At 51.6% G+C, this 246-nt stretch carries 1 protein-coding gene; it reads left to right on the plus strand.

The genetic code is table 11. The features are described 5' to 3' along the window. A partial coding sequence (locus SB725_RS33150) for a zinc-binding dehydrogenase (RefSeq protein WP_410923693.1) occupies window positions 1–246 on the plus strand: 246 nt, incomplete at both ends.

The raw sequence follows: 246 nt of genomic DNA on the forward strand, positions 1-246 counted from the left end.
CACGCATACTGCCCTTTCATTCCCTGTCCTTGGTGAAGATGTGCTGATTACGGGCGCAGGGCTGATTGGTTCTATGGCGACAGCGATTTGCCGCTTCGCAGGGGCACGTAATATCGTGGTCAGCGATATCAGCGATTATCGCTTAGCGCTTGCCAAAAAAATGGGCGCGACGATGACCATCAACCCAGCCAAAGGTGAAACCATCGAAGGCGCCATTGCTGAGTTAAAAATGCACGGCTTTGATAT

The organism is Pseudomonas sp. SIMBA_041, from assembly GCF_046535095.1.
In the GTDB taxonomy this organism is placed as follows: domain Bacteria; phylum Pseudomonadota; class Gammaproteobacteria; order Pseudomonadales; family Pseudomonadaceae; genus Aquipseudomonas; species Aquipseudomonas mucoides.